We start from the raw sequence: 26251 nt of genomic DNA on the forward strand, positions 1-26251 counted from the left end.
GCGAAACTCTAACGCACGCCCGCCGGACCGCCGGAGACTCCCCCGCATGCGTACCTACGGGGAGTTGTTCAAAACACCGCAGTTCACCTCGCTCTTCGCCACCGCCGTGGTGCAGAGCGCGGCCATGACCATGAGCGGACTGGCCCTCGGCACCTACGTCTACGGGGCCACCGAATCACCGCTGCTGGCCGCCCTCAGCATGTTCGGCGCCGCGTTCGCACAGGTCGTCGGCGCGACGGTGCTGATGTCGGCGGCGGACCGGCTGCCGCCGCGCGGGGCGCTGGCGGGAATCTCACTGTGCTTCGCCCTCGGCACGGCGGTCATCGCGCTGCCGGGGCTGCCGATCTGGGCGATCTTCGTGGTGATCCTGGCACAGGGGATCGTCGGTTCGGTCGGCGGCGGCGTGCGGTACGGGCTGCTCACCGACGTACTGCCGCCGGAGGGCTTCGTACTGGGCCGGTCGGTGCTCAACATGGCGAACGGCACCATGCAGGTGTGCGGCTTCGCGCTGAGCGGGGCACTGCTGCAGCTGCTGTCACCCCGCCAGACGCTGGTGATCTGCGCGGTGCTGTTCGCCGTCGCCGCCGGGGTGACCCGGTTCGGGCTGACCCGGCGGCCGCCGCGCGCGTCGGGGCGGCCGTCGGTGGCCGAGACCTGGCGGGTGAACACCCTGCTGTGGTCGTCGGTGCCCCGCCGCTACGTCTTCCTGGCGGGGTGGGTGCCCAACGGGCTGATCGTCGGCTGCGAATCGCTGTTCGTCTCGTACGACCCGGACCACGCGAGCGTGCTGTTCGCCGCCGCGGCGGCCGGCATGCTCGCCGGGGACACGGTCGTCGGCCGGTTCATCCCGCCGTGGCTGCGGGACCGGCTGGCCGCACCACTGCGGCTGCTGCTCGCGGTGCCGTACCTGGTGTTCGTGCTCGACCCCGCGCTGCCGCTGGGCGCGCTCGCCGCCTTCACCGCGTCCGCCGGCTTCGCGGCGTCGCTGCTGCTGCAGGAGCAGCTGATGCGGCTGACGCCCACCGAGCTGAGCGGTCAGGCGATGGGGCTGCAGACGGCGGGGATGCTCACCATGCAGGGGGTGGGCGCGGCGCTGGCCGGTACGGTCGCGCAACTGCTGTCGCCGGCCGCCGCGATCACGGTGATGGCCGTCGCGTCGGCCGCCGTCACGCTGGCGCTGGCGCCGGGGCTGCGTCCGGTCCCGGCTCAGGAGGTCTCGCGCTCCAAGGCCTCACGGGTGGCGGGTCCGTAGACGCCGGGCGGGTCGGCGGTGATGCCGCGGGCGTTCTGGTACGTGCGGACGGCCTCGTAGGTGTCGCGGTCGTAGACGCCGTCGGCGTCCTTGTCGTACAGCCTCAGCTGCCCCAGCCGGTGCTGCAGTTCGGTCACCTCCGGTCCCTCGTCGCCCCGGCGCAGGGTGGACGGGGCCGAGGTCGGGGCAGGGCTGCTGGGGGCGGGGCTCGAGGGCGGCGGGGAGGTCGGCGCGGGCCGTCCGGCTCCGCCGGGGGCGGTGTGGTCCGGGCGCGGGGAGCGGGAGGGCGGGTAGGAGCGCGACGGGGCCGGGGTCGCGGTCGCGGCGCGGGGTTCGGTGCTCGGGGAGGCCTTCGGCTTCTTCGCGGAGGGCTTCGGCGTCGGGGTTTCCTCGTCGTCCGGGGCCAGGTCCGGGGCCGAGCGGGTGGGGTCGGGCAGTACGCGGGTGGGGTGGTCCGTGTCGTCGAACGCCTTGAGGCCGAGGGTGACGACGCCCGCCGTGGCGGCGGTCGTGACGAGGGCGAAGAGGGCGGCCGTCAGATTGCGGCGGCGGGTGGGGGCGCGGTGCGAGCGGCGGCGGGACGGGCGCGGCGGCCCGAGCTCGCGGGGATCCGGGCGGTCGGGGGCGAACAGGCCGAGGTCGATGGGGTCGTCGTCGTACGGGAGCGGTGGGGCGGCAGTGGGGGGCGGGTAGGAGCCGTACGGGGCCGGGAGGGTGTCGGCGGGCGGCGCGTAGGGGCGGACGGTCAGGGGCGGGCGCTCCTCGTCGGTGAACCAGGCACAGGTGCACGGGCCGATAGCACGGCATCGGCCACATGGTCGTCGTATGTCAGACTCCACCGGGCTTTTCCCCCTTCGTATCGGACTCTAGTGGAGAAACGCGGGACCCACGGATGCCTCCGGAAATCCCGTACGACTCCCTCACCCGCTACCGTGATCGCCGATGTCCACTCCACAGGGCCCCACCTTCCGCGAACTCGCCGTCCAGGCGCTGTCGTCCGTCGAGCACGGCTACGACCTGCTCGCCCCGAAGTTCGACGCCACCGCCTTCCGCACCGGCGAGCGGGTGCTGGCGGCGGTGGCGGACGCGCTGCGGGAGCTCGGCCCGTTCGCCACGGGCCTCGATCACTGCTGCGGGACGGGCGCGGGCGTCGGGGTGCTGCGCGAGGTGTGTACGGACCGGGTGGTGGGCGTCGACTTCAGCGCCGGCATGCTGGCCCGGGCCCGCCGCGCGTTCCCGGCCGGGGCAGAGGGGCCCGCGGTGCGGTGGGTACGGGCGGACGTGCGCCGGCTGCCGTTCGCCCCGGCGTTCGACGTGGTCACCGGCTTCGGGGCGTTCGGCCACTTCCTCCCCCGCGAGTTCCCGGCGCTGTTCGCGGAGGTGCGGTCGGTGCTGCGCCACGGCGGGGTGTTCGCGTTCCCGGTCGTGGCGCCGCCGCGGGTGGGGTCGCGGGCGTACTGGACGCTGTGGGGCTTCGACGCGGCGATGCGGCTGCGCAACACGGTGTGGTGGCCGCGGTTCGTCATGTACTACCGCACGTTCCGGCTGGCGGACGTCACCCGGGATCTGGCGGTGGCGGGGTTCGACGTGTCGACCACCGCGCTCGAGGCCCTGGGCCGCCGCGCGGACGGCAGCCCGCGGTGCCGGCTGGTGGTCGCCCGGCGGCGGTAGGGGATGGGGAAGGCGGGGGCGCGGGCGGGTCCGCGCCCCCGCCGGTATCAGGCGCCCCTGATCCACCTGAGGACCGACTGCCACCACGACTGCCGTCCGGTGCGCGCCGGGGCGGCGGCGTCCGGGACCGGGACGGGGAGCCGGGACTGCTGGGCGGACGGCTCCGTATGATGCGCGACACGGCCCGCGTCGCCGACCACGGCCGGGTCCAGGGGGGTGAACGCGACGGGCAGCGCGACGAGGTCCCGGGACAGCAGCGACGTACGCCACCGCACCTTGTCCTCGTCCACGGCGAGGCGCAGATCGGGGAGCCGGGCGAGGAGCGCGTCGATGCCGGTGTCCGCTATCGCCCGGCCGATGTCCTGGCCGGGGCACTCGTGCGGCCCGCCGCTGAACGCCAGATGCGAGCGGTTGCCGTGGACGGGCGCGGACATGTCGGGCCGGATCGCCGGGTCGGTGTTGCCGGCGGCCAGGCCCAGCACCAGCATGTCGCCCTCCTTGATGTGGTGCCCGGCGAGCTCGGTGTCCCCGGTCGCCCACCGCCCGTAGACGGCGGTGAACGGCGGAGCGTCCCACAGCACCTGCTCCAGCGCGTCCGGCAGCGTCATGTGACCACCCGCCAGATTGCCGCGGAACCGCTTGTCGGTGAGCACCATGTGCAGCGTGTTGGCGATCAGGTTCGCGGTGGTCGAGTAGGAGGCGATCAGTACGAGGCGCAGATGCTCCGCCAGCTCGTCGTCCGACAGCTGGGACTCGTGTCCGATGAGCCAGCTGGCGAAGTCGTCACCGGGCTTGCGCTTCTTCTCGGCGACCAGGGCACGCAGGGTGTCGATGATGAAGGCGTTGGAGGCGATCGCCGTCTCGGAGGCCTTCACCATGTCCCGCGCGGCGTCCAGCAGCCGGGGGCCCTCGCTGTCCGCCATGCCGAGGAGCTTGGTCGACACCAGCATCGGCAGGATGCCGGCGAAGTCCGCCACCAGGTCGGCGTGGCCGGCGGAGGCGAACTCGTCGATGAGCTGGTTGGCGTAGCGCGTCACGTAGCGGCGGACGCCGCGGCGGTCCATCCGCTTCATGGAGTCGGTGACCGCCGAGCGCAGCCGTTTGGCCTCCTCGCCGTCGAGGAACGCGCACATCGGCTGCCACATGGTGATCGGCAGCAGCGGGTTGTCGATCGCCACCCGGCCCTCGTGGGCCTCGCGCCACAGCCGCGAGTCCCGGGTGAAGCGGGTCGGGTTGCGGGTGACGTCCAGGTTCTCCCGGTAGCCGAGGACCAGCCAGGCTGGTACGTCGCCCTGGACCAGGACGGGAGCGACCCCGCCGTGTTCGGCGCGCAGCTTCTCGTACAGCGCGGGGGCGTTGTCCTCCATCTCCGGGCCGTAGAGCCGGGTCAGTCCCTCCGCGGACATGCCGTGGGCCGGGCAGCCGGGTGGTGGTACTTGACCACCGTCTGCGGAGTCTTGCGGGGTTGTGGTCACCTTGCCTCCAGGGGCTGAGCGAGATCGTGCAGATGACGCAGCAGCGCCAGCAGTACGTCCTTGCCGGAGTCCCGCCGGCGCACGTCCGCGCCCACCAGGGGGATGTCCGGAGCCAGATCCAGGGCGGCACGGATCTCGTCGAGAGGGTGTACGGGGGATTCGGGGAACTGGTTGACGGCCACGATGAACGGCACGCCGGCCTCCTCGAGCCGGCCGAGCACGTCGAAGCTGGCCTCGAGCCGGCGGGTGTCGACCAGGACGACGGCGCCGAGGGCGCCGTCGAAGAGGCCGTTCCACAGGAACCAGAAGCGCTGCTGGCCGGGGGTGCCGAAGAGGTAGAGGACCAGCCGTTCGTTGAGGCTGATCCGGCCGAAGTCCATGGCGACGGTGGTGGCGTCCTTCTCCTCCACCCCGAAGAGGTCGTCGACCCCGGCGCCGGCCTGGGTCATCGTCTCCTCGGTGGTGAGCGGCGAGATCTCGCTCACGGCGCCCACCAGGGTGGTCTTGCCCACCCCGAAGCCGCCGACCACGACTATCTTCACGGCGACGCTGGCCGAGTCGGGGAGCACGTCCTGAGGCCGCGGTCCGGCCATCGCGTCAAAGCTGTTCGAGCCCACGGATGACTTCCTTGATCAGTCCCATGTCGGCGACGGGGGGGACGGTCGATCGGGTCACGACCAGCTCCTCGGCGAGCAGGTCGCCGAGGAGCACACTCACCACGCTGAACGGGAGCCCGAGATAGGCCGCGATCTCGGCGACGGAGATCGGCGCGGTGCACAGCCGCAGGATCGCGGCCTGCTCCGGCTGCATACCGTGCGGCGGTCCGGAGCGCGCGATCACCAGCGTCACGAGGTCCAGCGGTTCCTTGGCAGCCTCGCCCGAGCGGCCGCCGGTGATGACGTAGAGCCGCTCAGGTCCTGCTTCGTGCCATGCGTGGTCCTCGTCGCTCATATGGCCGATCCGTCGACGGTACTGCGGGGTGGGCTCGTCAGATGCGCGCCGATACGGGCCACCAGATCCCGCATCCGCCGGCCCATCAGGCCCGCGTCGACGCCCTCGTCCGCCGCCACGGCCAGATAGGCCCCGGCACCTGCGGCCATCAGATAGAAGAAGCCGCCGCTCACCTCGATCACGATCATCTTCAACTGCCGGGTACTGCCCGGGAACACGTCCGAGATCGACCGGGCCAGGCTCTGCAGTCCGGCACACGCGGCCGCCAGCCGGTCGGCGGTGTCGGGCTCCGTGTCGTGCTGGGCTATACGCAGCCCGTCCGACGACAGCACGACGACGTGGCGGGTCTGCGGAACGCTCTCGGCGAGTTCCTTGAGCATCCAGTCCATGTCCGCTCGACGCACCACGATTACTCCCTCTTGTCGCGCTCGTCCGTTGACTCGTCACCACTCTGCGGGAACGGCACGTCGGGTGCACCATCCCTTCCGGCCAGAGCATCGGTGAATTCGCCCAGCCACATCCCGGGTTCGCTGCTGCCCTCCGGCTTCGCGGTGGCGGTCGCGGCCGGGGCAGCGGGGCCTGCGGCCGGGGCCGCCTCGCTGGTCTCCGCCGCCGTCGCGAGATGCCGGCGGCGGCGCTGCGGCAGTCCGTTGGCCGACGGGTCGGCGCCCAGCTCCACGGGCGGCGAGGCCTTGGGCCCCGCAACCCGGCGCCGGGTTCCGGCCTCCGCCAGGGGGCGGGGGCCGAAGGTGGTGCCGATGCCGTGCGCGGCGCCGGTCGCGGGCGTCGACGTGATCAGCGTCGCGGGGACGATGAGCACGGCCCGGACACCGCCGTACGCGGAGGAACGCAGCGCCACGGTGAGGTCGTACGCCTGGGCGAGCCGGCCGACGACGGCCAGTCCGAGGCGCGGGGTCTCGCCGAGGTCGTGCAGGTCGATGCCGGCCTGCGCCTCGCGGAGCATCCGCTCGGCGCGCTCGCGGGCCTCCTCGCTGAGGCCGACGCCGCCGTCCTCGATCTCGATGGCGACGCCCGACTGCACCTCGGCGGCGGTGAGATGCACCTTGGTCTGCGGGGGCGAGTAGCGGGTCGCGTTGTCGAGCAGCTCCGCGATGGCGTGGATGAGCGGCTCCACCGCGGGGCCCACGACGGCGACCTCGGAGACGGGGTGCAGTTCGACGCGCTGGTAGTCGATGATCCGCGACATGGCGCCGCGCAGCACGCTGTACAGCGGCACCGCCCTGCCCCACTGGCGGCCGGGACGGTCGCCGCCGAGCACCGCGATGGAGTCCGCGAGGCGGCCGACCAGGGCCGTGCCGTGGTCGAGCTTCAGCAGGTCGGCGAAGACCTGGTGGTCCTGCCCGTGGCGCTGCTCCATCTCCCGCAGGCTCTGCGCCTGCTGGTGGATGATGGCCTGCACCCGGCGGGCGATGTTGACGAAGCCGCGCTCCGCCGATTCGCGCAGGTCCTCGGCGTTCTGGATCGCGTCGACGACGGCGCGCAGGGCGGCCTCGTGGGCGAGCTGGAACTCGTGGGCCAGCGCGGGGTCGTAGCGCACTTCGCTGAGGACGTCCTCGGCGAACTCGCCCTTCTGCAGTCTGTGCACCGCCTCGGGGAGCAGCGCGGCCAGCCGCACCGTCTCCGCCTCCTGCTGCGCCAGCCGGCCGCGGGCCGCGGCCTCCTGTCCGGCGTAGTCCGCCCGCAGCGCGGCCAGGGTGCTGCTGCGCTGGTCCACCACCAGGGCGACGAAGGACACCACGAGTGTGGCGAAGCCTCCGACCCAGGCGACGGGCACGCGGGCGTCCGTGCCGATGACGAGCAGGGCGATCAGTGTGCCCAGGGCGACTGCTATGGGCGGTATCACCCAGGGCGACACGGCGCGGTCGCGCCGCATTCCGGTGGCCGGTCCTGTGGGATCCATCGGCATCCTCGGTTGGTCCATTACGTCAAGCCGTGTGAACAGGCACGCAGCGTAGCCCCTCCAGGAGTGCGGTGTGCCACTTCTTGGCATATTCACCTGAACGACAACTCACATGATATGGAGGGGGGTTGTCCGCTTGTGCAGGGCCGTAACGGGACCTTCGCTACGCCTGTGTGCTCGGCTTCCAGGGCCGCGCGGCCTCCAGCTCGAAGGCGATCTCCAGGAGGGTCCGCTCGTCGCCGTGGGCGGCGGAGAACATCACTCCAACGGGTAGTCCCCCGGCGGTCGTTCCGCCCGGGAGGGCGAGCGCCGGGGTCCCGGCGACGTTGGCGAGGGGGGTGAAGGCGACGTAGGAGGTGAGCCGGTCGACGAGCTCGTCGTAGGGGACGTTGGGGCTGAGGTGGCCGAGCTCGGGGGTGGTATGGGCCAGCACCGGAGTCAGGACGAGGTCGTGTCCGTCGAGTGCCGCGCGCGAGGATTCCGCCGCGGCGCGGCGCAGACGGCGCAGCACGGCGGGGGTGGTCGTCAGGTGGCGGCGGAAGCGGGCGCGCAGGCCCTGGCTGAGGCCGTCCATCCGGCGGGCGTCGAACCGGCGGTCGAACAGAAGGCGGCCGCCGGCTCCGCAGAGGAACGCCAGCAGACCCCAGTAGGTGAGGAAGTCCGGCTCGAAGCGGGGGTCGAGGGGCAGGGTCATCGGCTCGACGGTGTGTCCGAGGTCCGCCAGGGCGTTCGCGGTGGCGGTGACGGCGGCGCGCGTCTCGTCGTCGGTGGCGGCGCCGGTGGGTGACTCGAGGACGAGGCCGATGCGCAGCCGTCGCTCCGACGGTCCCCCGACGAGTCCGAGGGGCGGCAGTCCGGCGGCCGGGCGGTGGGCCTCCGCGGCGGCGAAGAAGGCGGCGGTGTCCCGTACGGTCCGGGTCAGGACGCCGTCGGTGACCACGTCGATGGGGAGCCTGCGGCCCTGTTCGCTGGGGACGAGGCGGCCGCGGGTCGGCTTGAGTCCGACGAGGCCGCAGCAGGCGGCGGGGATCCGGATGGAGCCGCCGCCGTCGTTGGCGTGCGCGAGGGGGACGGCGCCGGACGCGACGAGGGCGGCGCTGCCGCCGGAGGAGCCGCCCGGGGAGCGGCCGGTGTCCCAGGGGTTGCGTACGGGCGGCTCACCGGCGTATTCGGTGCTGGCGTTGAAGCCGAACTCCGGCAGCCGGGTCTTGCCCAGGACCGTCATCCCGCCGCTGAGGAACTGGCGGGTGAAGGGTGCGTGGCGGCGGGCGGGGCGGGCGGTGAAGGCGGCGCTGCCGTGGCCGGTCGGCAGTCCCTCGTAGTCGGTGTTGTCCTTGACGAAGGTGGGCACGCCGGCGAGCGGTCCGCTGTCCTGGAGGGCCGGGCTGGGCAGCCGTACGGCCACCGCCCGCAGGTCGCCGTCGACGTGCTCGACGCGGCGGAGGGCGGCTTGGGCGAGCTCGGCGGCGCTCACCTCGCCGTCGCGTACGAGGGCGGCGAGGGCCACGGCGTCGTGGCGGTCGAGGACGTCGTCGGTGGGGGCGTGCACGGCTGTCATCGCGTCAGTATCCGCGCGGTCGGGGGCGGGGCCAAGGTGTGTGCCGTGACCGGGCGCTCGCGGGGATCGCCCGGCCACGGCACGGCCGGTCAGGCCTTGGACTCGAGCACCGGGTAGTAGCCGCCGGAGTAGCCCGCGGCGGTGGGGTGGTACGACTCACCGATGTTGAAGATCTCGAGGCTGTGCAGCCACGAGCTGCCGGAGCAGATCTCGTGACCGGTGAACGTCCCGCGCACGTCGCCGTAGGTGAAGCCGTGCGCCGCGGCACGCGCGCTGATGACGTTGCTCAGCGCGTCCGAGGCACTGTTGATGGCGGCGCGGGAGGTCTCGCTGAGGCCCACGATGCAGGAGCCGTTGAGCTGGTAGAAGCGCGGGTAGCCCATGACGACGACCTTCGCCGAGGGGGCCTTGGCGCGGATGGCGTTGTAGACCGCGTCGAGCCGCGCGGGGAGGGTGTTCGCGATGTAGGTCTTGGCGGTGTTGATCCGCGTGACGCATCCGCTGGTGCCCTGCAGGATGCAGGTCGTCATCGCGTCCGCGAAGCCCGCGTCGTTGCCGCCGATGCTGATCGAGACCAGCGTGGTGGAGGAGTTCACCGGGCCGAGCTGGTTGTTGATGACGTCGGTGGTGATGGCACCCGAACAGGCGGTGAAGTTGAAGGTCGCCGGGGCGTTGGCGTTCTTCCACAGCACCGGGTAGGACTTCGAGCTGCGCTTGCAGCTGGGGCTGGCCGAGTCGTACGAGCCGGCACCCGTGCCGGAGGAGTACGAGTCGCCGAGCGCGACGTAGTTGCCGCCCGCGGCGTGCGCCTCGGAGGTGCCGAACAGGACCGCCGTGGCGGCGAGCAGGAGTCCCAGCAGGGCTGAGACGGAGCGGGACGTTCTCATGGAACCCCTTCGGTTAGTGTGCGTTAACTCACAGGTAACAACGGAGTCTACGCGTGTCCATGCCAACATCAAGTGACTGCGACGACAAAGTTTTTGGGCCATCGGACGACGGTGCGCCGGTATGCCGGAGAGCACCCTTTTTGCACGTGGCGCGGCTGTTCGGCGGCACATGACGGTGCGCGCCGCCGCGACACGCGCACTACCGGCGGGGCGCCGTTCGCGCGGGGAGCGCGCTTAGCGTGGAGGGGGCCCGGTCGTGGGCCGCCGGCCACCGAAAAGGCTCGTCATGAACGACTTCACGACCACCGCGGTCGTCGTCCTGGCGGCGGTCGCCGCCCTCTTCCTCGTCCTCGGGATCGTGGCGCTGGCACGGCTGTTCCGGGTCTGGCGCGAGCTGCGGGACGCCGGCGTGCCCGGCGGGGCGAAGCTGTGGTTCTACGCGGCCGTCTGCTACTTCTTCTGGCCGGTGGACCTCCTCCCCGACCCCGTGTACCTGGACGACCTGGGGGCGGTGCTGCTCGCCCTGCACAACCTGCGCGGACGGGCCCGGGAACTCCGGGGCGAGCAGGGCGAGTCCGATGGATCGTCCACAGGTCGTTGACACTGTCAGATCGACACTGTCACTATTGCAGTATGAGCGAGACGACGTGGACCATCGGGGAGTTGGCACAGCGGGCGGCGCGGGAGCTGCGCGCCGGGTCCGCCTCGGCCGGCGGCCGGGTCCGCGAGGTGCCGAACGAACGGCTGATCCGCTGGTACGCGACGATCGGCCTGGTGGATCCACCGCTGACCAGGCGGGGCCGGGTGGCGCTGTACGGACGGCGCCATCTCCTCCAGCTCGTGGCCGTCAAGCGGCTGCAGGCGCGGGGGCGTTCCATCGCCGAGATCCAGACGATGCTGGCCGGGGCGACGGACGCGCGACTGCGGTCGGTGGCCGGGCCGTCCGGTGACGACACGCCGGAGCCCGAGGCTCCCGGGTCGTCGCCCGCGCCTCGGGGCCGCTTCTGGGCGGCCGAGGGCCGGGCCGACGCCGCCGTGGTCCGGCCCGACACCGACTCTTCCGACGGGCCCGTGGAATGGGCGTTCACGCCCACCGTCCACCCCGCGGTGCAACTGGCCCCGGGCGTGACCCTGCTGCTCGCGGAGACGGCCCCTGGCCGGCCCTCCGCCGACGACCTCGCCGCGCTCACCGAGGCGGCGGGCCCCCTGCTGGCGGCTCTGGGCCGCCGCGGACTGCTGCCGCCGGCAGCCACCGACACCACACCGGGACCGGCCCGCACGGACTCGGGAAGGAGCCCACGATGACCCTTTCGATCACTCCCCTGGCGCCCGGAGAGGGCGCCCCGCTGCCCGACGCCGGTCTGGGGGCCCTGTGCACGGACCGGGGCAACCTGCCGCTGGAGAGCCTCGGCGTCCGGGCCCGGATCACCGGGCTGACGGCGGGCGTCGAGATCACGCAGGGGTTCCGCAACGCCTATGACCTGCCCCTCGAGGCGACGTACATCTTCCCCCTCCCGCCCCGGGCGGCGGTCACGGCCTTCCGGATGGAGGCCGACGACCGGGTGATCGAGGGGCAGTTGAAGGAGCGCGGTCAGGCCCGCGCCGACTACGACACGGCCGTCGCCGAGGGCCGGCGGGCGGCGATCGCCGAGGAGGAGCGCCCGGACGTCTTCACGATCCGGGTGGGGAACATCGTGCCGGGCGAGCGGGTCCGCGTCCGGCTGACGCTGGACCAGCCCCTGGCGTACGAGGACGGGGCGGCGGAGTTCCGGTTCCCGCTGGTGGTGGCGCCGCGCTATGTCCCCGGTGCTCCGCTGGCGGTCGACCCGGCGGGCAGCGGCACGGCGCCGGACACGGACGCGGTGCCGGACGCCTCGCGGATCACTCCCCCGGTGCTGCTTCCCGGGTTCCCCGACCCGGTGCGGCTGTCGCTGGAGGTGGAGCTGGATCCGGCCGGGCTGGAGCTGCGGGGGATCCGGTCGAGCCTGCACGAGGTGACGGACCTGGAGCGGACGGGTCCGGGCGCGGCGCGGACAGTCCTGCGCCCCGGGGAGCGGCTGGACCGGGACTTCATTCTGCGGCTGGACTTCGCGGCGTCCGACGCGCTGGTGCTGGTCCCCGACGAGGGGCCGGCCGGGGACGGCTCGGGGACCTTCGCCCTGACCGTGGTGCCGGGGGCCGAGGAGTCGGTGCGGCGGGCGCGTGACGTGGTGCTGGTGCTGGACCGTTCGGGCAGCATGGGCGGCTGGAAGATGGTCGCGGCACGCCGGGCGGCGGCGCGCATCGTCGACACCCTCACCGTGCACGACCGCTTCGCGGTGGTCTCCTTCGACCATCTGGTGGAGCGGCCGGAGACGCTCCCGTCGGGACTGGCGGAGGCGACCGACCGCAACCGCTTCCGGGCGGTGGAGCATCTGGCAGGGCTGGAGGCGCGCGGCGGCACGGAGATGCTGCAGCCGCTGCGGCAGGCCCTGGGACTGCTGTCCGCCGGGACGGCGCGGACCGAAGAGGCCGCCCGGGAGCAGGTGCTGGTGCTGGTGACCGACGGCCAGGTGGGACACGAGGACCAGATACTCGAGCAGACCGGGGCGTTGATGGCCGGGGTGCGGGTGCACACGGTGGGCATCGACCGGGCGGTCAACGCCGGTTTCCTGGGCCGGCTCGCGGCGCTCGGGGCCGGGCGGTGCGAACTGGTGGAGTCCGAGGACCGGCTCGACGAGGCGATGGAGCACATCCACCGGCGCATCGGGGCCCCGCTGGCCACGGGACTGTCCCTGGACGCGGAGGGGCTGGAGCTCCGGACGGTGACCGAACTCGGTTCGTTCTTCCCGGGCGTTCCGCTGCGGGTCCAGGGGCGTTATCGGCGGACGTCGGGAGCTCCGGCGGTGACGCTTCGGGGGCTCACGGGCGACGGACGGCCGATGGTGCGCCGGGTGAGCGGTACGGAGGGCACGGGTGCGGCTGTTCGGTCGACGTGGGCCCGGGCGCGGCTGCGGACGCTGGAGGACCGGTATGTCATCGGGGAGCTCGCCCTGGAGAAGGAGATCCTCGAGACGTCGCTGCGGTTCGGGGTGTTGTGCCGGTTCACCGCGTTCGTCGCCGTCGACACCCGGGTGGTGACCGAGGGCGGGGAGCGGCACCGGGTGACGCAGCCGGTGGAGATGCCGAGCGGGTGGGGTCCGGCGACGCCCCCGTCGGCGAGGCCGCGACGGGCGATGGCCGCCCCCCGGACGGGCATGATGCCGAGGACGGGGACGTACGGCGCCGTCCCGCCCCCGCCCGGCGGGGCCCCGGTGCCTCCGGGCTCGGTGCCGCCGCCGGCGCCCTCCGCCGCGGTGCCGCCGGCGCCGGGTCACTACGCGGCGCCGGCCCCCGGCGGGCCCGCGCCGACGAGCGGTCCGGGGATCGGCGCCGGCCCCGGTGGCCACCGGCGCCGGCTGTCGGGCGGGCTCGGATCCGTGGCCCCCGACCGGCCCGCCGGCCTCGACCTGCGCGCGCTGCTGACGCGGGAGCTGGCCCGGCTGAGGGCTGCCGAGACCTCGTCCTCCGCCGAGCGGCGCCAGGCCCTGGCCGACCTCGGCACCCGCCTCTCCGCGCTCCTGGCCCCCGGCGCGCGGATAGCCGACGGCCACCGCTACACCGACCTGGCGGTGCTGGCCGGCGAGTTGAGGGACGCGGAGCGCCCGGAGGCGGATCTGCCGGGCCTGTGGAAGCGCACGATCACCCTGCTGACGGCCCTCACGACGGACGGCGGCCCCACACCGCCGGCGGCCACCCCCGCCGACGAGACCGCCGGTCGTCCCTTCTGGAAGCGGGGCTGACGGACGCCTCGGCCTCCGGGTCACGGGACCCGGGGGCCGGGGGCCGGGGGCCGGGGGCCGGCGTCAGAGGATCTTGCGGCGGATCAGCATCCCCAGGAGCAGCGCGCCCGGGATGAGGGGGAGCCACAGGGTGATCATGCGGAAGCCCAGGACCGTGCCCGTGGCCAGCGCGAGGGGGCAGCCCGCCGCCGCCAGGGCCAGGGTCAGCGCGGCCTCCACCGAGCCGATGCCGCCCGGGGTCGGGATGCCGCCGGCCACGACGCTCGCGGCGAGGTAGGCGATCGCCACGTCCATCGACGCCACCGGGACATCCATCGCCGTGGCCACCGCCATCAGCACCGTCGCCTGCGCCGCGGGGAACGCGAACGCCCCGCCCCACAGCGCCAGCAGCCGCGGCGGGCGGGAGTGCACCGCCCGCGCGTCCGTCAGCGCGATCCGCAGAAAGCCGCCCACCCCCCGGCGTACCGCGGGCACGGCGAACACCACCGCGGCCACCAGCCCGGCGACGACCACCACCGCGCCCAGCGTCAGGGCCAGGACGCCCCCGTCCGGCAGCAGACCGGCCGGCCGCAGGGACTCCGGGTACACCGCGATCAGCGCCAGCAGCAACAGCACCCGCGCCGCCGGTTCCACCAGCGAGTACAGCGCCAGCGACGCCGCCGCCCGGGCCGGCGGGATCCCGCGCCGGGTGAGGAAGCGCAGGGTCACGGCGTGGGCGCCGAGGCCCGCCGGCAGCACATGGTTGGCGGTGCCGGCGGCCACCTGGGTCGCGAACAGCCGCCCGAACGGCAGCGGTTCCAGGGTCGCGCCCTGCCGCGCCACGCACACGGGCACCCAGCAGCCCACCATCAGGACGACCGCCGCGGCCAGCCAGCCCCGGTCGGCGGCGACCAGTTCACGGCAGCCGTCGACCAGGAGCGACCGGTTGGCGACCGCCCAGCCCGCGATGAGGAGGAGTGGGACGAGGAAGATCAGCCGACGCAGCACCGGCCGTTTCGCGGAGCCCTGTCCGGTGACCGGGTGTTCGTCGCGGTGTTCCGTCGACGGCGTGGCAAGTGCCATACGGCGCTGTCCTTCCTGGCCGGTGCGGGACCCCCTCAAGAGGTATGCCCGCTCCGCAGGACTTTCCGGTGTCAGGAACGCGACCAATAGGGGGAACCTACAGGTCGAACTTGCTCCGCTTGTCCTCCGGCACCAGGTCCAGATAGTCGGGGTGCTTGGCGATCCAGCCCCGGAAGAACGGGCAGTACGGCAGCACCGACAGGTTGTCCGCGCGGGCGGCGTCCAGCGCGGTGCGGGCCAGCTTGCCCGCCAGACCGCGGCCCCCGAACGCCTCGCCGATCTCCGTGTGGGTGAAGGCGATCTGCGCCGGCGTGCGGCGGTAGTCGGCGAAGCCCGCCAGCTCCTCGCCCTCGAAGATCTCGTATCGGGACTTGTCCGTATTATCGATTACTCGCGTCTCCATGCCGCCAGAATACGTCCCGGCGATCAAGGTCACCGTGCCCCCGCCCCCGGGCGCCCGGAGGCGGTTAGGGTCGGGCGTGTGAACACCATCTTCGGAGTGGACATCGGCGGCTCGGGCATCAAGGGCGCCCCGGTCGACCTCGACCGGGGCGATCTCGCCGACGAACGCCACAAGGTACTGACGCCCCATCCGTCCACGGCCACAGCCGTGATCGACAAGGTCAGGGAGGTGACCGACCACTTCGGCGGACCGGGCGGCCCGGTGGGCGTGACGTTCCCCGGCGTCGTCACGCACGGCACGATCCGCACCGCCGCGAACGTCCACAAGAGCTGGATCGGCGTGAACGCCGAGCAGCTCCTCGGTGAACGGCTCCAGTGCCCCGTCACCGTGCTCAACGACGCGGACGCGGCGGGGATCGCCGAAATGGCCTTCGGTGCCGGGCGCGGCCGCGGCGGCGTCGTGATGATGCTGACCTTCGGCACCGGCATCGGCAGCGCCCTGTTCACCGACGGACAACTGGTGCCCAACACCGAGCTGGGGCATCTGGAGCTGCACGGGCGCGACGCGGAGAGCCACGCGTCGGCGAAGGCCCGTGAGGACGCCGACCTCAGCTGGAAGGACTGGGCGCACCGGGTGCAGAAGTATCTGGCCCATGTGGAGATGCTGTTCTCCCCCGAGCTGTTCATCATCGGCGGCGGGGTGAGCCGCAAGGCGGAGAAGTTCCTGGACGACATCCACGACATCCGGGCGGAGATCGTCCCGGCGGCCCTGCAGAACAACGCGGGCATCGTCGGCGCGGCGATGGCCGCGGCCTCACGCCACACCTGAGGATCGCCCAACTCCCGTACGCACCCGGCAAGTTGGGCGCACATGCCCCCGGCAAACGCGGCGCCCGATCAGGCGTAGACCGATACATTTGTGCGATGGCAGAACCGATCGAGCTGCGCCCGGGCCGTCCCGACGACGTGCCCGTGGTGGCGGACATCTGGCGGACCGGCTGGGCCGACGGGCACCTCGGCAACGTGCCCGATGAGCTGCTGGCGGTCCGCACCGCGGAGTCCTTCGACGTCCGTGCCGCCGAACGGCTGGCGGACACGGTCGTCGCGGTGGTCGGCGGCCGGCTCGCCGGTTTCGTGATGGTCGTGGCCGACGAGGTCGAGCAGATGTACGTCGCCCGGGAGCAGCGGGGCAGCGGAATCGCGGCCGTCCTGCTGGCGGAGGCGGAGAGCATCGTCGCCGCCCACGGCCACAAACGCGCCTGGCTGGCGGTGGTCGCCGGCAATGTCCGCGCCCGCACGTTCTACGAGCGCAACGGCTGGTACGACGAGGGCCCCTTCGACTACCGGGCGGCGAGCGCCGAGGGCCCGGTCACCGTGCCGTGCCGCAGGTACGTCAGGAAACTCCCGCTGTAGACCGAATACCCGTCCCGAGGGCCGCCCAGCAGGTGTGCCGCCGCCGGGCGCCCCGGCCCGCCTCGGCATAATGAGCCGGTGAACTTCTGGTCGATCTATCAGCACGGTTTCGCGCGGGTCGCCGCGTGCACCGGCCACGCCGCCATCGCCGATCCGCTCACGGCCGCCGACGCCGTCCTGACCCAGGCGCGGCGCTGCGCGGACGACGGTGTCGCCGTCGCCGTCTTCCCGGAGCTGTGCCTCACCGGGTACTCGATCGAGGACCTCCTGCTCCAGGACGTCGTGCTGGACCAGGTGGAGGAAGCCCTCACCACGATCACCCGGGCGTCCGCCGACCTGCTGACGGTCCTCGTCGTCGGCGCCCCGCTGCGCCACCGCAACCGGGTCTACAACTGCGCGGTGCTCGTGCACCGGGGCCGGATCCTGGGCGTGGTGCCGAAGTCGTACCCGCCGAACTACCGCGAGTTCTACGAGGCCCGCCAGCTCGCCTCGGGCCACGACGAGCGCGGCGGCACGATCCGCGTCGCCGGTACGGACGTGCCGTTCGGCGTGGATCTGCTGTTCGCCGCCCGCGACGTGCCCGGGCTGGTGCTGCACGCGGAGATCTGCGAGGACATGTGGGTGCCGGTGCCGCCGAGCGCCGAGGCGGCCCTGGCCGGTGCGACGGTGCTGCTCAACCTGTCGGGCAGCCCGATCACCGTGGGCCGGGCGGAGGACCGCGAGCTGCTGTGCCGCTCGGCGTCGCAGCGCTGTCTGGGCGCCTACGTATACGCGGCGGCCGGGCAGGGCGAGTCGACCACGGACCTGTCGTGGGACGGCCAGACGATGATCTACGAGAACGGCGCGCTGCTCGCCGAGACCGAACGCTTCCCGCAGGACGACCGGTACGCGGTGGCCGACATCGACCTGGACCTGCTGCGCCAGGAACGCGCCCGGATGGGCACGTTCGACGACAACCGCCGCACCCACGCCGCCCGCGCCGGCACCTTCCGCCGGATCCCGTTCGACCTCGACCCGCCGGTCACCGACCTGGGCCTGAAGCGCCGGGTGGAGCGCTTCCCCTTCGTACCGGCCGACCCCGAGCGCCTGGCGCAGGACTGCTACGAGGCGTACCACATCCAGGTCGCCGGACTGCAGCAGCGGCTGGCGGCGATCGGCGGGCCCAAGGTCGTCATCGGGGTGTCGGGCGGGCTGGACTCCACGCACGCGCTGATCGTCGCGGCGCGGGCGATGGACCGCGCGGGCCGGCCGCGCAGCGACATCCTGGCGTTCACCCTGCCGGGCTTCGCGACCAGCGACCACACCAAGGGCAACGCCCACAAGCTGATGGCCTCGCTCGGCGTCACCGCCGCCGAACTCGACATCACGCCCACCGCGCGGCTGATGCTGAAGGAGATGGGCCACCCGTTCTCGGCCGGCGAGCCGGTGTACGACGTCACGTTCGAGAACGTGCAGGCGGGGCTGCGCACCGACTACCTCTTCCGGTTCGCCAACCAGCGCGGCGGCATCGTGCTGGGCACCGGCGATCTGTCGGAGCTGGCACTCGGCTGGTGCACGTACGGTGTGGGCGACCAGATGAGCCACTACAACGTCAACTCCGGGGTACCCAAGACCCTCGTCCAGCATCTGATCCGCTGGGTGGTCAGCAGCGGCCAGTTCGACGAGGAGACCGGTGAGACCCTGACCGCGATCCTCGACACGGAGATCAGCCCGGAGCTCGTCCCGGGCGAGGAACTGCAGTCCACCGAGTCGAAGATCGGCCCGTACGCGCTGCACGACTTCACCCTCTTCCACGTGCTGCGGTACGGCTTCCGCCCGTCGAAGATCGCGTTCCTGGCGTGGCACGCCTGGCACGACCGGGACGGCGGCGCCTGGCCGCCCGGGTTCCCCGAGGCGAAGCGCACGGCGTACGAGCTGCCGGAGATCCGGCGGTGGCTGGAGACGTTCTGCCGCCGGTTCTTCGCGTTCGCGCAGTTCAAGCGCTCGGCGATGCCGAACGGGCCGAAGGTGTCGGCGGGCGGCTCGCTGTCGCCGCGCGGCGACTGGCGGGCGCCGTCGGACGGTACGGCGGCGGCGTGGCTGCGCGACCTCGCCCGGGTGGACGAGAGCGCCTGAGACGGGCGGCGCGCCCCGGCGCCAATCCAGGCCGGACGGCGGGACCGGGCTGCGGGTGACCGTCGGTCTCGGGGAGGCGCTCGGGGAGGCGTGAGTCCGGCTCGCGTTTACACGTTACGCCATCGGGATGACAATGAATACGTCTCCTGATTGGGAGTGTGAGTCATGCTGGAAATCAAAACAACCGACAAGGCGGACGAGCGTCGGGACTTTCCTCGTGGCCACATCGAAGCCCTGCATATGAGTGGTCTGGACTTCGCTGTCGCCACCTTCGAACCGGGCTGGCGCTGGTCCGAATCCGTCAAGCCCATCGCCGGGACCGACAGCTGCCTGGTCCACCACAACGGATACATGGTCCAGGGACGGATGCACATCCGCATGGACAGCGGAGAAGAAGGCGAGGTGGGCCCCGGTGACGTGTTCGTGTGCCCGCCCGGGCACGATGCGTGGGTCGTCGGCGACGACCAGGTCATCGTGCACGACTTCGCCGGTCCCATGGCCGCCGGATACGCGAAGGGAGGCTGAGCAATGACCTTCGTACAGATCATTGAATACGAAACCGATCGCCCCGAAGAGGTGAACGCCGTTTTCGACGAATGGCTGAAGAAGACGGAGGGTAAGCGCACGGTGACCCGTGAGTCGCACGGCCGCGACCGCGAGGATTCGCGGCATTACGTGGACATCGTGGAATTTCCCTCGTACGAGCAGGCGATGACGAACAGCAATCTGCCGGAGACACAGCGCACCGCCCAGCAGTTGCGCGACCTGTGCACCGGCGAACCGCGCTTCGTCGACCTGGACGTCGTCGGCGAATTCTGACGCCCCTCTCCCGCGTCCCCTCCGCCCCCGCCGGGGCGGAGGGGACGCTTTCGTCCGATGGCGCCGGTGCTCTTGGGTCACGGGCGCAACCCTGCGAGGATCGGTCGCCCGGATCATCCGAGAGGGAGGCGCCCATGCCGTTCGCCTTAACGGTCAGAGCCCGAACGATCGCACCGGTCGTCGCCGCCGCCGCGCTGGCCGCGTCCGCCGTCACCGCCCCGCCGCAGGCCCATGCGGCCGCCCCGCCGCCCAAGTCACCGGTCGCGATCGGCCACGGCGGGGCCGTAGCCAGCGTCGACGCCGACGCCACCGCCGCGGGCATCGAGATCCTGCGCCGCGGCGGCAACGCCGTGGACGCCGCGGTGGCCACGGCCGCCGCGCTGGGCGTCACCGAGCCGTACTCGGCGGGGGTCGGGGGCGGCGGCTACTTCGTGTACTACGACGCCCGGACGCGTCAGGTGCACACCATCGACGGCCGGGAGACGGCGCCGCTCTCCGCCGACGCGGGCCTGTTCCTGGAGAACGGCGCCCCGCTGCCCTTCGCCGACGCCGTGACCAGCGGACTGTCCGTGGGTACGCCCGGCACGTCGGCCACCTGGGACCGGGCGCTGCGCCAGTGGGGCAGCCGGTCGCTGGGCACGGTGCTGAAGCCGGCGGAGAAGCTGGCCGACGGCGGGTTCACGGTGGACCAGACGTTCGCCGACCAGACCGCCGCCAACGAGGCCCGCTTCCGGGACTTCCCCGCCACCCGCGAGCTGTTCCTCCCGGGCGGCGCGCCGCCGGTCGTGGGGAGCACGCTGCGGAACCCCGATCTGGCGGCCACGTACCGCGAGCTGGGCCGCGAGGGCGTACGGGCGCTGTACGACGGCGACATCGGCGCAGACATCGTGTCCACCGTCCAGCACCCGCCGCTCGACCCGGCGTCCACCCGGGTGGCGCGCCCCGGCAGGCTGGCCGCCGAGGACCTCGGGTCGTACTCGGTGCGGCTGCAGAAGCCGACGCGGGTCGGCTACCGCGGGCTGGACGTGTACGGGATGGCCCCGTCGTCGTCCGGCGGGACGACCGTCGGCGAGGCGCTGAACATCCTCGAGGGCACGGACCTGTCCGACGCGTCGCAGACCGCCTATCTGCACCGGTACCTGGAGGCGTCACGCATCGGGTTCGCGGACCGCAACCGCTGGGTGGGTGACCCCCGGTTCGAGGACGTCCCGACGCAGGGTCTGCTGTCCCAGGCGTACGCCGACTCCCGCGCCTGCCTGATCTCCGACGACCGGGCGCTCACCAGCCCGCTGGCCCCGGGCGACCCGACGCGGCGGCCGTCCGACGGGTGCGAGGCGGCGGGCACGGCGGTCCCGGAGGGGCACGAGGGGCCCAGTACGACGCATCTGACGGTCGCCGACAAGTGGGGCAACGTCGTGTCGTACACGCTCACCATCGAGCAGACCGGCGGCAGCGGCATGACGGTGCCGGGACGCGGGTTCCTGCTCAACAACGAGCTGACGGACTTCAACTTCGTCCCCCTGGCCGCGGGCGTGCCCGACCCGAACCTGCCCGGCCCCGGCAAGCGGCCGCGGTCCTCGATGTCGCCGACGATCGTCCTCGACCACGGCCGTCCGCTGCTGGCCGCCGGCTCCCCGGGCGGCGCGACGATCATCACGACGGTGCTGCAGATCCTCACCGGCCGCCTCGACCGGGGCATGTCCCTGCCGGAGGCCATCGCGGCGCCGCGCGCGAGCCAGCGCAACACGGCGCTCACCCAGGCCGAGCCCGGCTTCGCCCCCGAACAGGGTGCGCTGGAGGCGCTGGGTCACGGCTTCGGCGCGACCCCGGAGATCGGCGCCGCGACCGGCATCGAACGCCTGCCGGACGGACGCTGGCTGGCAGCGGCCGAGCCCGTCCGCCGGGGCGGCGGCTCGGCGGCCGTCGTACACACGCGTTGACCCCACGGCGGCGCAGACGGGCCACCGTCTGCGCCGCCACCCCAGAAACACGATCCCCACAACAGCGAACGCCCCGACGGCTCCCCTAACAGCAGGAGTTGTCCTGGGCATGACTTAACAGTGGCGTAGACCAATCACGGCGTCAAGCATTGACGACTTGGTACGTACCAATTACGGTGCGAGTGACCCCAGTTACGGCACCGCCGCACGGACACGATCCCCGACGCACCTCCCATCACCCCCCATCGCGTCAGGGAGCACCAGTGAAAAGACCTCCCGTCCGACCCAACCACGCAGCCCGCACACGCCTGCTGTCCCTCCTGGCCGCCCTCCTTCTTCCCCTCGGCCTCCTCACGGCCCTGGCCCCCCAGGCCCAGGCCGCCCCCGGTGTCACCGCCACCTTCAGCACGCAGGACAACGGCAGCTGGTGGAAGGGCACCTTCGTCATCAACAACGGCGGCACCACCGCCATCAACGGCTGGACACTCGAGTTCGACCTGCCCGCCGGGATCACCATCACCGGCAACTACAACGGTGAGGTGACCACCAACGGCCGGCACCTGACCGTCCGCAACGCCTTCTACAACGGCACGGTCGCCGCCGGCCGCACCACCGAGCCGTACTCGTACTGGTTCGTCGCCAACGGGCCGATCGCCACCCCGACCGGCTGCACCCTGAACGGCGACAAGTGCGACGGCAGCGCCGACACGCCGCCGTCCGCGCCCGGCACCCCGCGCGCCACCTCGGTGGCCGCCCGCTCGATCATGCTCGACTGGACGCCCGCGACGGGCGGGGACTATCCGGTCACCTCGTACGAGGTGCTGCGCGCGAGCACCGTCGTCGCGTCCAGCACCTCGACGTCCGCCCTGGTGGAGGGGCTGACCCCGGCCACGTCCTACACCTTCACCGTCCGCGCCGTGGACTCCCACGGCAATCGGGGACCCGAGAGCCCGCCGTTCACGGTGTCCACGTACGACCCCTCCACCGACCCCACCCCGCCGGGCGCGCCGGGCAATCTGCGCTCCACCGCCAAGACGTCCACCTCCGTGACCCTGGCCTGGGACGCGGCGTCGGACAACGTCGGGGTGGTGGCGTACGACGTCTACAAGGGCTCGGCCCTCTACCGGACGGTGGACGCCGCGACCCGTACACTCACGGTGAGCGGGCTGTCGCCCGTCACCGCGTACACCTTCACGGTCAGGGCCCGGGACGCGGCCGACAACGCCTCCGCCGCGTCGAACGCGCTGACCGTCACCACCGACGACCTGTCGGCGGGGCGGCATCTGCGCGTCGGGTACTTCGCCCAGTGGGGCATCTACGGCCGCCAGTACTTCATCAAGAACCTCGACACCTCGGGCGCGGCGGCCAAGCTCGACGTGATCAACTACGCGTTCGAGAACATCGACCCGACCAATCTGACCTGCCAGGCCGGCGTCACCCGGGGCGTGTCGACCAACCCGCAGGACCCCGACCAGGGCACCGGCGCCGGTGACGCGGACGCCGACTACGCCCGGCCGTTCGCCGCGTCGCAGTCCGTCGACGGCGTGGGCGACACCGGGTGGGAGAAGCTGCGCGGCAACTTCAACCAGATCAAGAAGCTCAAGGCCAAGCACCCGAACCTGAAGGTCGTGGTGTCGCTCGGCGGCTGGACGTACTCGAAGTTCTTCTCCGACGCGGCCGCCACCCAGGCGTCGCGGGAGAAGTTCGTCCGCTCCTGCATCGACATCTGGATCAAGGGCAATCTGCCGGCGTACAACGGTGCCGGCGGCGAGGGCACCGGCGCCGGTGTGTTCGACGGCATCGACATCGACTGGGAGTGGCCGGGCTCGCCCGACGGGCACCCGGGCAACCACTACAGCGCGCAGGACAAGGCCAACAACGCCGCGCTGATCGCCGAGTTCCGCAAGCAGCTCGACGAGCTGGGCGGCACGCACAAGCTGCTCACGGCCTTCACCCCGGCCGACCCGGTGAAGATCGGCCAGGGCTGGGCGCTGGACCAGATCTTCACGTCGATGGACTACGCCATGGTCCAGGGCTACGACTTCCACGGCTCGGGCAGCGACAACTCGTGGGAGCCGAACCGCACCGGGCTCCAGTCGAACCTGTACACGGACACGCAGGACCCGTACAGCTTCCACTTCAGCATCGAGAACGCGGTGAAGCCGTATCTCGACGCGGGCGTCAACCCGCGCAAGCTGACCATCGGCCTGCCGTTCTACGGACGCGGCTGGCAGGGGGTCACCGACGGCGGCGTGCACGGCGAGTGGCAGGCCGCGAACGGGGCGGCACCCGGGCAGTTCGCCGAAGAGGCCGGGGTCCGGGGGTACTCCAACATGCTCGCGATGGTGCCGGGCATGACGGTGTACCACGACGAGCAGTCCGTCTCGACGTACGGCTACACGGGACCGGGCGGCCAGTTCTGGTCGTTCGACGACGCGTGGTCGATCCAGCGCAAGACGGCGTGGCTGCGCCAGCAGGGGCTGCTGGGCGTCTTCATCTGGGAGATGTCCGGCGACACCTCGAACGGCACGCTGATGACGGCCATCGACCAGGGCCTGACCAGCTGACCGCCCACTGACCGGACCCGTCTCCCGCGTGCCTTTGGCATGCGGGAGACGGGTCCTTCCACGTGCTCAGGGCTGGGTGAGGATCACCGAGCGGGTGAGATGACGGGGCGTGTCGGGGTCCAGGCCGCGGGCGTCGGCGACCGCGAGGGCCAGGCGCTGGGCCCGTACGAGCTCCGCCAGGGGGTCGAGGCCGCCGGCCACCCAGAGCGCGCCGGTGGCCGCGACCTGTTCGGCGAGGCCCTCGGGCGCCTCGCCGAACATCATGGTGGCGGTGCCGGCGGTGGAGATGCTGATGGGGCCGTGGCGGTACTCCATGGCCGGGTAGGACTCGGTCCACGACAGGGAGGCCTCGCGCATCTTCAGCGCGGCCTCGTTCGCCAGGCCGACGGTCCAGCCGCGGCCCAGGAAGGTGAACTGGCCGCACTCCACGAGCCCGTCGGGCAGCGGCTCGGCCAGCGCGGTGCGGCCGTCCGCCACGACGGCGTCGGTGTGCAGTCCCAGGCTCGCCCGCAGCAGGGTCAGGGCGGTGGTGGCGAACCGGGTCTGCACGACGGAGCGTTCGTCGGCGAAGTCGAGGACGACGACATCGTCGGCCGAGGACATCACCGGGGTGTCGGGGTCCGCGGTGATCGCGGTCGTGGGTGTACGTCCGTGCAGGTCCTCGAGCAGCCGCAGCACCTCGGTCGTGGTGCCGGAGCGGGTCAGGGCGAGCACCCGGTCGTAGCGCCGCCCGGCGGGGAACTCGGAGGCGGCGAACGCGTCGGTCTCCCCCTGTCCGGCGCCCTCGCGCAGGGCGGCGTACGCCTGGGCCATGAAGAACGACGTCCCGCATCCGACGACGGCCGTGCGCTCACCGGGGGCGGGCAGTCCGGCCGCGGTCCCGGCCAGGGAGGCGGCGCGCGTCCAGCACTCCGGTTGGCTCGCCAGCTCGTCCGCTACGTAGGTCATGTGGGTCCCCTCGTTTTGAAACTGCAGTTTTATGCAATCTACAGTGAGGTTTCGCGCAGTTTCAAGCACATGGATTCCGGGTAGAGCAGGATGCCCGGCTCGAGGGCCGACCTCCCGCTTGTCCGGCCGGGGGGTTCGGAGGCCGCCCCCCGAAAAATGGCAGTAGTGTGCGCTGACCGGAGAGAACGGAGCGCCCCACACATGTCCCGCGACGCCCGCTGGAAGGCCCTGCTGGAACTGCTCGTCGAGCAGGGCCGCCTGGACGTGGAGGAGGCCGCCAAGGCCCTCGGCGTCTCCGCCGCCACGATCCGCCGCGACTTCGACCAGCTCGCGGAGCAGCAGATGCTGGTCCGCACGCGGGGCGGCGCCGTGGTGCACGGCGTGTCGTACGAGCTGCCCCTGCGCTACAAGACGGCCCGCCGGGCGACGGAGAAGCAGCGCATCGCCCGGGCGGTGGCGGAGCTGATCACCCCGGGCGAGGCCGTGGGCCTCACCGGCGGCACGACGACCACCGAGGTCGCCCGGGCGCTGGCGACCAGGCCGGAGCTGGCGCAGGGCAGTCCGGCGCTGACCGTGGTCACCAACGCCCTGAACATCGCCAACGAGCTCGCGGTGCGGCCCCAGTTCAAGATCGTGGTGACCGGCGGGGTGGCCCGGCCGCAGTCGTACGAGCTGATCGGCCCGCTCGCCGACGGCGTCCTCAGCCAGATCACGATGGACGTCGCGGTCCTCGGCGTCGTCGCGTTCGACGTCGTGCACGGCGCCGCCGCGCAGGACGAGGCCGAGGCGGCGATCAACCGGCTGCTGTGCGAGCGGGCGGCGCGGGTCGTGGTCGCGGCGGACTCCTCGAAGCTCGGCAAGCGCGCGTTCGCCGACATCTGCGCGGCCGGCCAGGTCGACACCCTCGTCACCGACACGGGCATCGACCCGGAGACCACGGCCCGCTTCGAGGACGCCGGCGTCACGGTCGTCGCCGTCTAGACGGCCGACAGTTCGCTGATCGGGCTCAGATGGGCCCCGGCGAGCCGCCAGCCGCGGCCGTCGACGCGGGTGAGGAACTGCGTCATCCGGAAGTGCCCGTCGGCGTCCGTCCCGTTGTACGTCGACTGCTGGCTCTGCACCCCGATGACGATCGCCGTGCTCCCGTACCGCCGCACCTCGATCTGCCGCCATTCGAACAGGTCGTGCAGCAGCAGGTCCTCCCGGTACCGCCGCAGCCAGCCCTCCTTGTCGAGGACGAACCCGCGCGGCCCCACCGCCCGGAAGTCCTCGGTGAGCAGCTCCTCCAGCGCGCCCACGTCACCGGCCAGCTCCGCCGCCGCCCACCGCCGGGCGAACTCCGTGATCTGCCCGTCCATACGCCGCCTCCCTGCGTCTTTCCGTCCCAGCGCATCAGCCTGGCCCGTCGCCCGCGTTGCCGCATCGGCCGTAAGGAGTTCATCCGGCTAC

25 protein-coding genes are annotated in these 26251 nt (G+C 72.4%); 13 read left to right on the forward strand and 12 right to left on the reverse strand.

Going from position 1 to position 26251, the window contains the following annotated elements:
• The first annotated feature begins 46 nt into the window (after positions 1-46).
• A complete protein-coding gene (locus SRB5_RS02705) occupies positions 47-1252 on the forward strand; it encodes an MFS transporter (RefSeq protein WP_153449711.1) in 1206 nt (401 codons plus the stop codon).
• Here SRB5_RS02705 and SRB5_RS37375 read toward each other — a convergent pair.
• Entirely contained in the window at positions 1207-2091 is an 885-nt protein-coding gene (locus SRB5_RS37375) for a peptidoglycan-binding domain-containing protein (RefSeq protein WP_153449712.1), read from the reverse strand. The two genes, SRB5_RS02705 and SRB5_RS37375, sit on opposite strands and share 46 nt — an antisense overlap.
• Before the next feature lie 103 nt (positions 2092-2194).
• On the opposite strand from SRB5_RS37375, the gene SRB5_RS02715 reads away from it, so the two are divergent.
• The gene (locus SRB5_RS02715; protein WP_153449713.1) at positions 2195-2923 is read left to right on the forward strand and encodes a class I SAM-dependent methyltransferase; all 729 of its coding nucleotides are present in this window, start codon (positions 2195-2197) and stop codon (positions 2921-2923) included.
• Between the two features lie 47 nt (positions 2924-2970).
• Here the strand turns inward: SRB5_RS02715 and SRB5_RS02720 are convergent, their stop codons facing one another.
• The 7 genes from SRB5_RS02720 to SRB5_RS02750 all read right to left on the reverse strand — a co-directional run bounded on the left by SRB5_RS02720 (position 2971) and on the right by SRB5_RS02750 (position 9715).
• Positions 2971-4329, reverse strand: coding sequence for a cytochrome P450 (locus SRB5_RS02720; protein WP_228389690.1), 1359 nt, complete (start codon positions 4327-4329; stop codon positions 2971-2973).
• Between the two features lie 65 nt (positions 4330-4394).
• The gene (locus SRB5_RS02725) at positions 4395-4991 is read right to left on the reverse strand and encodes a GTP-binding protein (protein WP_153449921.1); all 597 of its coding nucleotides are present in this window, start codon (positions 4989-4991) and stop codon (positions 4395-4397) included.
• 4 nt (positions 4992-4995) lie between these two features.
• Positions 4996-5349 carry a DUF742 domain-containing protein gene (locus SRB5_RS02730; protein ID WP_153449714.1) on the reverse strand — a complete coding sequence of 118 codons (354 nt, stop codon included), beginning with the start codon at positions 5347-5349 and terminating at the stop codon, positions 4996-4998.
• On the reverse strand, positions 5346-5738 hold the full coding sequence (locus SRB5_RS02735; RefSeq protein WP_153449922.1) for a roadblock/LC7 domain-containing protein: 393 nt from the start codon (positions 5736-5738) through the stop codon (positions 5346-5348). The genes SRB5_RS02730 and SRB5_RS02735 overlap by 4 nt, the downstream gene beginning before the upstream one ends.
• A gap of 20 nt (positions 5739-5758) precedes the next feature.
• On the reverse strand, positions 5759-7270 hold the full coding sequence (locus SRB5_RS02740) for a sensor histidine kinase (RefSeq protein ID WP_153449715.1): 1512 nt from the start codon (positions 7268-7270) through the stop codon (positions 5759-5761).
• 163 nt (positions 7271-7433) lie between these two features.
• On the reverse strand, positions 7434-8828 hold the full coding sequence (locus SRB5_RS02745; protein WP_153449716.1) for an amidase: 1395 nt from the start codon (positions 8826-8828) through the stop codon (positions 7434-7436).
• 89 nt (positions 8829-8917) lie between these two features.
• A complete protein-coding gene (locus SRB5_RS02750) occupies positions 8918-9715 on the reverse strand; it encodes an SGNH/GDSL hydrolase family protein (protein WP_153449717.1) in 798 nt (265 codons plus the stop codon).
• A 286-nt stretch (positions 9716-10001) separates the two neighbouring features.
• Here SRB5_RS02750 and SRB5_RS02755 point away from each other — a divergent pair, with 286 nt between their 5' ends.
• Genes SRB5_RS02755 through SRB5_RS02765 form a run of 3 tightly spaced genes read left to right on the forward strand, consistent with a single transcriptional unit; the run spans position 10002 to position 13536 of the window.
• Positions 10002-10316, forward strand: a complete 315-nt coding sequence (locus SRB5_RS02755) for a YkvA family protein (protein WP_153449718.1) — start codon at positions 10002-10004, stop codon at positions 10314-10316.
• 32 nt (positions 10317-10348) lie between these two features.
• Complete coding sequence (locus tag SRB5_RS02760) at positions 10349-11020, forward strand: helix-turn-helix domain-containing protein (protein WP_153449719.1); 672 nt, start codon at positions 10349-10351, stop codon at positions 11018-11020.
• On the forward strand, positions 11017-13536 hold the full coding sequence (locus SRB5_RS02765; RefSeq protein ID WP_153449720.1) for a VIT domain-containing protein: 2520 nt from the start codon (positions 11017-11019) through the stop codon (positions 13534-13536). Before SRB5_RS02760 ends, SRB5_RS02765 begins: the two co-directional genes overlap by 4 nt.
• Positions 13537-13599: 63 nt before the next feature.
• Here the strand turns inward: SRB5_RS02765 and SRB5_RS02770 are convergent, their stop codons facing one another.
• Positions 13600-14598 (reverse strand): lysylphosphatidylglycerol synthase transmembrane domain-containing protein, encoded by a 999-nt coding sequence (locus SRB5_RS02770; RefSeq protein WP_194292811.1) that lies wholly within the window; start codon positions 14596-14598, stop codon positions 13600-13602.
• A gap of 97 nt (positions 14599-14695) precedes the next feature.
• Positions 14696-15001, reverse strand: a complete 306-nt coding sequence (locus SRB5_RS02775; protein ID WP_153449721.1) for a GNAT family N-acetyltransferase — start codon at positions 14999-15001, stop codon at positions 14696-14698.
• A gap of 78 nt (positions 15002-15079) precedes the next feature.
• Between SRB5_RS02775 and ppgK the strand changes: the two genes are divergently transcribed.
• The 7 genes from ppgK to SRB5_RS02810 all read left to right on the forward strand — a co-directional run bounded on the left by ppgK (position 15080) and on the right by SRB5_RS02810 (position 23854).
• The gene (ppgK, locus tag SRB5_RS02780) at positions 15080-15829 is read left to right on the forward strand and encodes a polyphosphate--glucose phosphotransferase (RefSeq protein WP_323376891.1); all 750 of its coding nucleotides are present in this window, start codon (positions 15080-15082) and stop codon (positions 15827-15829) included.
• A gap of 95 nt (positions 15830-15924) precedes the next feature.
• Complete coding sequence (locus SRB5_RS02785) at positions 15925-16413, forward strand: GNAT family N-acetyltransferase (RefSeq protein WP_153449722.1); 489 nt, start codon at positions 15925-15927, stop codon at positions 16411-16413.
• Between the two features lie 78 nt (positions 16414-16491).
• Complete coding sequence (locus SRB5_RS02790) at positions 16492-18528, forward strand: NAD(+) synthase (protein WP_323376894.1); 2037 nt, start codon at positions 16492-16494, stop codon at positions 18526-18528.
• 165 nt (positions 18529-18693) lie between these two features.
• Positions 18694-19053 carry a cupin domain-containing protein gene (locus SRB5_RS02795; protein WP_153449723.1) on the forward strand — a complete coding sequence of 120 codons (360 nt, stop codon included), beginning with the start codon at positions 18694-18696 and terminating at the stop codon, positions 19051-19053.
• A 3-nt stretch (positions 19054-19056) separates the two neighbouring features.
• On the forward strand, positions 19057-19347 hold the full coding sequence (locus SRB5_RS02800; protein ID WP_153449724.1) for a hypothetical protein: 291 nt from the start codon (positions 19057-19059) through the stop codon (positions 19345-19347).
• A 134-nt stretch (positions 19348-19481) separates the two neighbouring features.
• Positions 19482-21287, forward strand: coding sequence for a gamma-glutamyltransferase (gene ggt / locus SRB5_RS02805; RefSeq protein ID WP_153449725.1), 1806 nt, complete (start codon positions 19482-19484; stop codon positions 21285-21287).
• Positions 21288-21550: 263 nt separating this feature from the next.
• Complete coding sequence (locus SRB5_RS02810; RefSeq protein ID WP_323376897.1) at positions 21551-23854, forward strand: glycosyl hydrolase family 18 protein; 2304 nt, start codon at positions 21551-21553, stop codon at positions 23852-23854.
• Between the two features lie 66 nt (positions 23855-23920).
• On the opposite strand, the gene SRB5_RS02815 is transcribed toward SRB5_RS02810, so the two are convergent.
• The gene (locus SRB5_RS02815; RefSeq protein ID WP_153449726.1) at positions 23921-24802 is read right to left on the reverse strand and encodes an SIS domain-containing protein; all 882 of its coding nucleotides are present in this window, start codon (positions 24800-24802) and stop codon (positions 23921-23923) included.
• Between the two features lie 201 nt (positions 24803-25003).
• Between SRB5_RS02815 and SRB5_RS02820 the strand changes: the two genes are divergently transcribed.
• Positions 25004-25783 carry a DeoR/GlpR family DNA-binding transcription regulator gene (locus SRB5_RS02820; RefSeq protein ID WP_153449727.1) on the forward strand — a complete coding sequence of 260 codons (780 nt, stop codon included), beginning with the start codon at positions 25004-25006 and terminating at the stop codon, positions 25781-25783.
• On the opposite strand, the gene SRB5_RS02825 is transcribed toward SRB5_RS02820, so the two are convergent.
• The gene (locus SRB5_RS02825) at positions 25780-26160 is read right to left on the reverse strand and encodes a nuclear transport factor 2 family protein (RefSeq protein WP_153449728.1); all 381 of its coding nucleotides are present in this window, start codon (positions 26158-26160) and stop codon (positions 25780-25782) included. The genes SRB5_RS02820 and SRB5_RS02825 overlap by 4 nt on opposite strands.
• Positions 26161-26251 lie beyond the last annotated feature (91 nt).

It is taken from the genome of Streptomyces smaragdinus (assembly GCF_009604385.1).
Classification (GTDB): Bacteria; Actinomycetota; Actinomycetes; order Streptomycetales; family Streptomycetaceae; genus Streptomyces; species Streptomyces smaragdinus.

Coding starts and splice junctions, on each gene's coding strand:
- SRB5_RS02705 (WP_153449711.1), top strand. CDS start 47: ATGCGTACCTACGGGGAGTTGTTCAAAACACCGCAGTTCACCTCGCTC.
- SRB5_RS02715 (WP_153449713.1), top strand. CDS start 2,195: ATGTCCACTCCACAGGGCCCCACCTTCCGCGAACTCGCCGTCCAGGCG.
- SRB5_RS02720 (WP_228389690.1), bottom strand. CDS start 4,329: ATGTCCGCGGAGGGACTGACCCGGCTCTACGGCCCGGAGATGGAGGAC.
- SRB5_RS02725 (WP_153449921.1), bottom strand. CDS start 4,991: ATGGCCGGACCGCGGCCTCAGGACGTGCTCCCCGACTCGGCCAGCGTC.
- SRB5_RS02730 (WP_153449714.1), bottom strand. CDS start 5,349: ATGAGCGACGAGGACCACGCATGGCACGAAGCAGGACCTGAGCGGCTC.
- SRB5_RS02735 (WP_153449922.1), bottom strand. CDS start 5,738: ATGGACTGGATGCTCAAGGAACTCGCCGAGAGCGTTCCGCAGACCCGC.
- SRB5_RS02740 (WP_153449715.1), bottom strand. CDS start 7,270: ATGGATCCCACAGGACCGGCCACCGGAATGCGGCGCGACCGCGCCGTG.
- SRB5_RS02745 (WP_153449716.1), bottom strand. CDS start 8,828: ATGACAGCCGTGCACGCCCCCACCGACGACGTCCTCGACCGCCACGAC.
- SRB5_RS02750 (WP_153449717.1), bottom strand. CDS start 9,715: ATGAGAACGTCCCGCTCCGTCTCAGCCCTGCTGGGACTCCTGCTCGCC.
- SRB5_RS02755 (WP_153449718.1), top strand. CDS start 10,002: ATGAACGACTTCACGACCACCGCGGTCGTCGTCCTGGCGGCGGTCGCC.
- SRB5_RS02760 (WP_153449719.1), top strand. CDS start 10,349: ATGAGCGAGACGACGTGGACCATCGGGGAGTTGGCACAGCGGGCGGCG.
- SRB5_RS02765 (WP_153449720.1), top strand. CDS start 11,017: ATGACCCTTTCGATCACTCCCCTGGCGCCCGGAGAGGGCGCCCCGCTG.
- SRB5_RS02770 (WP_194292811.1), bottom strand. CDS start 14,598: ATGGCACTTGCCACGCCGTCGACGGAACACCGCGACGAACACCCGGTC.
- SRB5_RS02775 (WP_153449721.1), bottom strand. CDS start 15,001: ATGGAGACGCGAGTAATCGATAATACGGACAAGTCCCGATACGAGATC.
- SRB5_RS02785 (WP_153449722.1), top strand. CDS start 15,925: ATGGCAGAACCGATCGAGCTGCGCCCGGGCCGTCCCGACGACGTGCCC.
- SRB5_RS02795 (WP_153449723.1), top strand. CDS start 18,694: ATGCTGGAAATCAAAACAACCGACAAGGCGGACGAGCGTCGGGACTTT.
- SRB5_RS02800 (WP_153449724.1), top strand. CDS start 19,057: ATGACCTTCGTACAGATCATTGAATACGAAACCGATCGCCCCGAAGAG.
- ggt (WP_153449725.1), top strand. CDS start 19,482: ATGCCGTTCGCCTTAACGGTCAGAGCCCGAACGATCGCACCGGTCGTC.
- SRB5_RS02815 (WP_153449726.1), bottom strand. CDS start 24,802: ATGACCTACGTAGCGGACGAGCTGGCGAGCCAACCGGAGTGCTGGACG.
- SRB5_RS02820 (WP_153449727.1), top strand. CDS start 25,004: ATGTCCCGCGACGCCCGCTGGAAGGCCCTGCTGGAACTGCTCGTCGAG.
- SRB5_RS02825 (WP_153449728.1), bottom strand. CDS start 26,160: ATGGACGGGCAGATCACGGAGTTCGCCCGGCGGTGGGCGGCGGCGGAG.